Below are 4,570 nucleotides of genomic sequence, written 5' to 3' on the forward strand. Positions count from 1 at the left end.
CTGGTTGAGTTGATTCAGGCACAGACCTCATACCAGGCCAACTCCAAGACCCTCTCTACTGAAGCGGAGTTGATGCAGACGTTGATTCGAGCGACCTGATAGGGGAAGCGTGTCGTGGGGGTGACCCGATCAGGTGCTTAGTCACTGAGGGAGTGTGCCCTCCCGCACGTCGTCTGATGGGGCTCAATCCAGCGGTCTTGCCAGGCTTTTCGTTCTCGCTAATTCGAGCAATCGGACCGTACATACGGCCCGGCAATCCGCGTCCAGCCTTTGCCGGGGCTGGTCTGGGCGCAGAAGGTTTTGTCCTTGCCTTGCCAGAGCCAGTAATGCGCGGGCGCGGCCATTGCCAGCGCCGAGCAGGTGATGAGGAGGAGGGCGATGGCGAGACGCGCAGGCATGTCGGTTTTCCGTTTTCTGAGGGCTGTCCGCGCAAGTTGCTGCAAGGATCGCTCCGTGCGCGAAGTTTTTTTGGCGGCCTGGCCGATGATTCTCCATCAAAGCGGCAGTCTGCCGTCGCGGCGGATTTTCCAGCGTCCGCCGAGGCGGCGTCTGGCCCCGTAACCATTGGAAAATCAGCACTTTGTATCGGTCTTGAAAAACTGGTTCGATTATTGCTACTTCATCTTTAGAACGGCAACAGGCGGCAAGCGTCTGTCGGAGGAGGAAGACTGTGGACAAGTTGCTTTACGTCGCAATGAGCGGTGCATCCGAAAACGCCATTGCGCAAAAGGCGCATGCCAACAACCTGGCGAACGTCTCGACCAACGGGTTTCAGCGTGACCTCGAACAGGCCCGCTCGATGCCGGTGTTTGGTGAGGTCATGCCCTCGCGTGCCTATGCCATGAGCGAGCGTCCCGGTACTGATTTCAGTGCAGGCTCCATGATCGATACCGGTCGCGAACTGGACGTCGCCGTCAAAGGCAATGGCTGGATGGCGGTGCAGACTGCCGACGGTGGCGAAGCCTATACCCGCACATCGAGCATGAACATCGACGCCCTTGGCGTGTTACGTGATGGCAACGGTTTGCCGGTCATGGGCAACTCCGGGCCGATTGCCGTGCCGCCTCAACAACAGATCGAGATTGGCGCCGACGGCACGATCAGCGTTCGTTCGCTGGGTGAAAGCCCTCAGGTGATGGCAGAAATCGACCGCATCAAGCTGGTCCGGCCTGACATCGCGAACATGGAAAAAGGCCCCGACGGCCTGATGCACACCAAAGACGGCAAGCCCGCTGCTGTGGATGCCGACGTACAAGTGGAGTCCGGTTTCCTGCAGTCGAGCAATGTCAACGCGGTCGCGGAGATGACCTCGGTGTTGGCGCTGTCTCGGCAATTCGAATTGCACATCAAGATGATGAAGACCGCTGAAGAAGACGACGCCTCCATGGCGCGTGTCTTGCAGATGGGCTAATGACTGACAGCTTGCGCCGACAATCAGGCGCTCGAGGAGATTAAGAATGCTTCCGGCACTCTATGTAAGTAAAACCGGTCTCGCCGCTCAGGACATGAACCTGACGACGATTTCCAACAACCTGGCCAACGTATCGACCACAGGTTTCAAGAGTGATCGCGCCGAATTCCAGGACTTGCTCTACCAGATCAAACGCCAGCCAGGCGCGCAGTCGACCCAAGACAGCGAGCTGCCGTCCGGGTTGCAATTGGGTACGGGCGTGCGCATCGTCGGTACGCAGAAAAACTTCACCGCCGGTAGCTTGCAAACCACCAATCAACCGCTGGACATGGCGGTCAACGGTCGTGGTTTCTTCCAGATCCGTCAGCCTGACGGCACCCTGGCCTACACCCGTGACGGTACGTTCCACCTGGACAGCAACGGCCAGATCGTGACGTCCAGTGGTTATGCCCTGGAGCCGGCGATTGTCGTTCCTCAGGATTCGCAGACCTTCACCGTGGGTGAAGACGGCACCGTGTCGATCACGACCTCGACCAACACTGCGACGCCGCAGGTCATCGGCAACATTCAAACCGCTGACTTCATCAACCCGGCTGGCCTGCAATCGCAAGGGGGCAACCTGTACCTGGAAACCGCTTCCAGCGGCGCTCCGCAAGTGGGTACGCCAGGTCTGAATGGTTTGGGCGTGGTCAAGCAGAACACTCTGGAAAACTCCAATGTCAGCACCGTTGAAGAGCTGGTGAACATGATCACCACGCAGCGTGCCTACGAGATGAACTCCAAAGTGATCTCCACCGCCGACTCGATGCTGCAGTACGTGACGCAGAACCTGTAACGCCCGATACACCCTGTTGCGACTGATCAATTTGATGGGGCGCCGGATAAGCGCCTGCTACACCGCGAGGTTTTAAGTGTCATGAAACGGCTTCCTGTTCTGCGGCTTTGTGGGTTGGTAGCGTCGGTCTGCGGGCTGTCGCTATTGGCTGGCTGCGTTGCGCCTTCGGCCAAGCCCAATGACCCTTATTACGCGCCGGTGTTGCCACGAACGCCGTTGCCGTCGGCCGCCAATAACGGCTCGATCTATCAGGCCGGTTTCGAGCAGAACCTGTACGGCGATCGCAAGGCTTATCGGGTCGGTGACATCATCACCATCACGCTTTCGGAAAAAACCGCTGCCAGCAAAGCCGCCAGCTCCGGGGTCAGCAAAACCAGTAATACCAGCATCGGTTTGACCTCGCTGTTTGGCGCAGGCCTGAGTACCAGCAACCCGGTGGGTGGTGGCAATCTGAGTCTTGACGCCGGCTACAGCGGCGACCGCGCCACCAAGGGCGACGGCAAGGCGGCGCAGAGCAACAGCCTGACAGGCTCAGTGACCGTGACCGTCGCCGATGTCTTGCCTAACGGCATTCTGGCAGTGCGTGGCGAGAAGTGGATGACGCTCAATACCGGTGACGAACTGGTGCGAATCGCAGGTCTGATTCGTGCGGATGACATCGCCACCGACAACACCGTTTCGTCCACGCGCGTGGCCGATGCGCGCATTACTTATTCCGGTACAGGCGCGTTTGCCGACTCCAGCCAGCCAGGGTGGTTCGACCGATTCTTCCTCAGCCCGTTGTTCCCTTTCTGATAGCGGGATAGCCATGATCAATGTCAAGCAACTGATAGCGGCAACCTTGCTGATGTTCGCAGCCGCAGGTGCGCATGCCGAACGCCTGAAAGACATCGCCAGTATTTCTGGCGTGCGCACCAACCAATTGATCGGCTACGGTCTGGTGGTCGGTCTCAACGGCACCGGCGACCAGACCACGCAGACCCCGTTCACCCTGCAGACCTTCAACAACATGCTTTCGCAGTTCGGCATCAAGGTGCCGTCAGGCTCGGGCACCGTGCAGTTGAAGAACGTCGCGGCGGTGGCGGTATACGCCGATTTACCGGCGTTTTCCAAGCCCGGCCAGCAGATCGATATCACCGTGTCGTCCATCGGTAACTCTAAAAGCTTGCGCGGTGGCAGCCTGTTGATGACCCCGATGAAGGGTATCGACGGCAACGTCTACGCCGTCGCCCAGGGCAACCTGGTGGTCGGTGGTTTTGACGCCGAAGGCCGAGACGGCTCGAAGATCACGGTCAACGTTCCATCGTCGGGTCGCATCCCTGGTGGTGCCTCGGTCGAACGCGCCGTGCCGAGTGGTTTCAATCAGGGTAATTCGCTGACGCTGAACCTCAATCGCTCCGACTTCACCACCGCCAAGCGGGTGGTCGACAAGATCAACGACATGCTTGGCCCAGGCGTCGCTCAGGCGTTGGACGGTGGTTCTGTTCGGGTGACCGCGCCGCTGGACCCAAGTCAGCGCGTCGACTATTTGTCGGTGTTGGAAAACCTCGAAATCGATCCTGGCCAGACCTCGGCCAAAGTCATCATCAACTCGCGGACAGGCACTATCGTCATCGGCCAGAACGTCAGGGTATCGCCTGCCGCCGTGACCCACGGCAGCCTGACCGTGACCATTACCGAAGACCCTATCGTCAGCCAGCCGGGTGCGTTCTCCAACGGCCAGACCGCCGTAGTGCCGCGCTCGAAAATCAATGCCCAGCAAGAGCTGCACCCGATGTTCAAATTCGGCCCTGGCACCACGCTGGACGAGATCGTGCGTGCGGTTAACCAGGTCGGTGCGGCACCCGGTGACTTGATGGCCATTCTTGAAGCCTTGAAGCAGGCCGGCGCGTTACAAGCCGACCTGATCGTGATTTAAGGACCTCGCATGAACACTCTCGGCGGCGGATCGACCGGCACAACGGTAACAGGCGACTCGGGGGCGTATACCGACCTCAATCGCCTGACTGCGTTGAAGACGGGCGACCGTGACAGCGACGCTAACCTGAAGAAAGTCGCTCAGGAGTTCGAGTCGCTGTTCGTCAGCCAGATGCTCAAGGCCATGCGCTCGGCCAATGAAGTGCTGGCCAAGGACAATCCGATGAATACCGCAGCCACGCGGCAGTATCAGGACATGTACGACCAGCAGTTGGCGGTGAGCATGTCACGCGAAGGTGGCGGTATCGGTCTGCAAGATGTGCTGATGCGTCAGTTGTCAAAAAACAGGAGCGGGCAGGTGCCCCCAGTGGCGGCCGACACCAGTGCGGCAAAAGCCGACAGCGGTA

The 4,570-nt window shown here is 59.3% G+C and carries 7 protein-coding genes; 6 read left to right on the plus strand and 1 reads right to left on the minus strand.

The annotated features are described in order from the left end of the window. The coding region (locus VGC62_RS04100; RefSeq protein ID WP_331185795.1) for a flagellar basal body rod C-terminal domain-containing protein at window positions 1-99 on the plus strand (99 nt) is incomplete at its 5' end. Between the two features lie 119 nt (window positions 100-218). Here VGC62_RS04100 and VGC62_RS04105 read toward each other — a convergent pair. Next, the gene (locus VGC62_RS04105; RefSeq protein WP_331185790.1) at window positions 219-398 is read right to left on the minus strand and encodes a hypothetical protein; all 180 of its coding nucleotides are present in this window, start codon (window positions 396-398) and stop codon (window positions 219-221) included. 272 nt (window positions 399-670) lie between these two features. On the opposite strand from VGC62_RS04105, the gene VGC62_RS04110 reads away from it, so the two are divergent. The 5 genes from VGC62_RS04110 to VGC62_RS04130 all read left to right on the plus strand — a co-directional run. Further along, entirely contained in the window at window positions 671-1,411 is a 741-nt protein-coding gene (locus VGC62_RS04110) for a flagellar basal body rod protein FlgF (protein ID WP_331185791.1), read from the plus strand. A 46-nt stretch (window positions 1,412-1,457) separates the two neighbouring features. Beyond that, entirely contained in the window at window positions 1,458-2,246 is a 789-nt protein-coding gene (gene flgG / locus VGC62_RS04115; protein ID WP_331185792.1) for a flagellar basal-body rod protein FlgG, read from the plus strand. Between the two features lie 81 nt (window positions 2,247-2,327). Further along, window positions 2,328-3,041 carry a flagellar basal body L-ring protein FlgH gene (flgH, locus tag VGC62_RS04120; RefSeq protein ID WP_331185793.1) on the plus strand — a complete coding sequence of 238 codons (714 nt, stop codon included), beginning with the start codon at window positions 2,328-2,330 and terminating at the stop codon, window positions 3,039-3,041. 13 nt (window positions 3,042-3,054) lie between these two features. Beyond that, window positions 3,055-4,164, plus strand: coding sequence for a flagellar basal body P-ring protein FlgI (locus VGC62_RS04125; RefSeq protein ID WP_414705742.1), 1,110 nt, complete (start codon window positions 3,055-3,057; stop codon window positions 4,162-4,164). A 9-nt stretch (window positions 4,165-4,173) separates the two neighbouring features. Continuing rightward, window positions 4,174-4,570 (plus strand): rod-binding protein (locus VGC62_RS04130; protein ID WP_331185794.1); only part of this gene is annotated, 397 nt, incomplete at its 3' end.

The sequence above is a fragment of the Pseudomonas sp. genome (assembly GCF_036404235.1).
In the GTDB taxonomy this organism is placed as follows: Bacteria; Pseudomonadota; Gammaproteobacteria; order Pseudomonadales; family Pseudomonadaceae; genus Aquipseudomonas.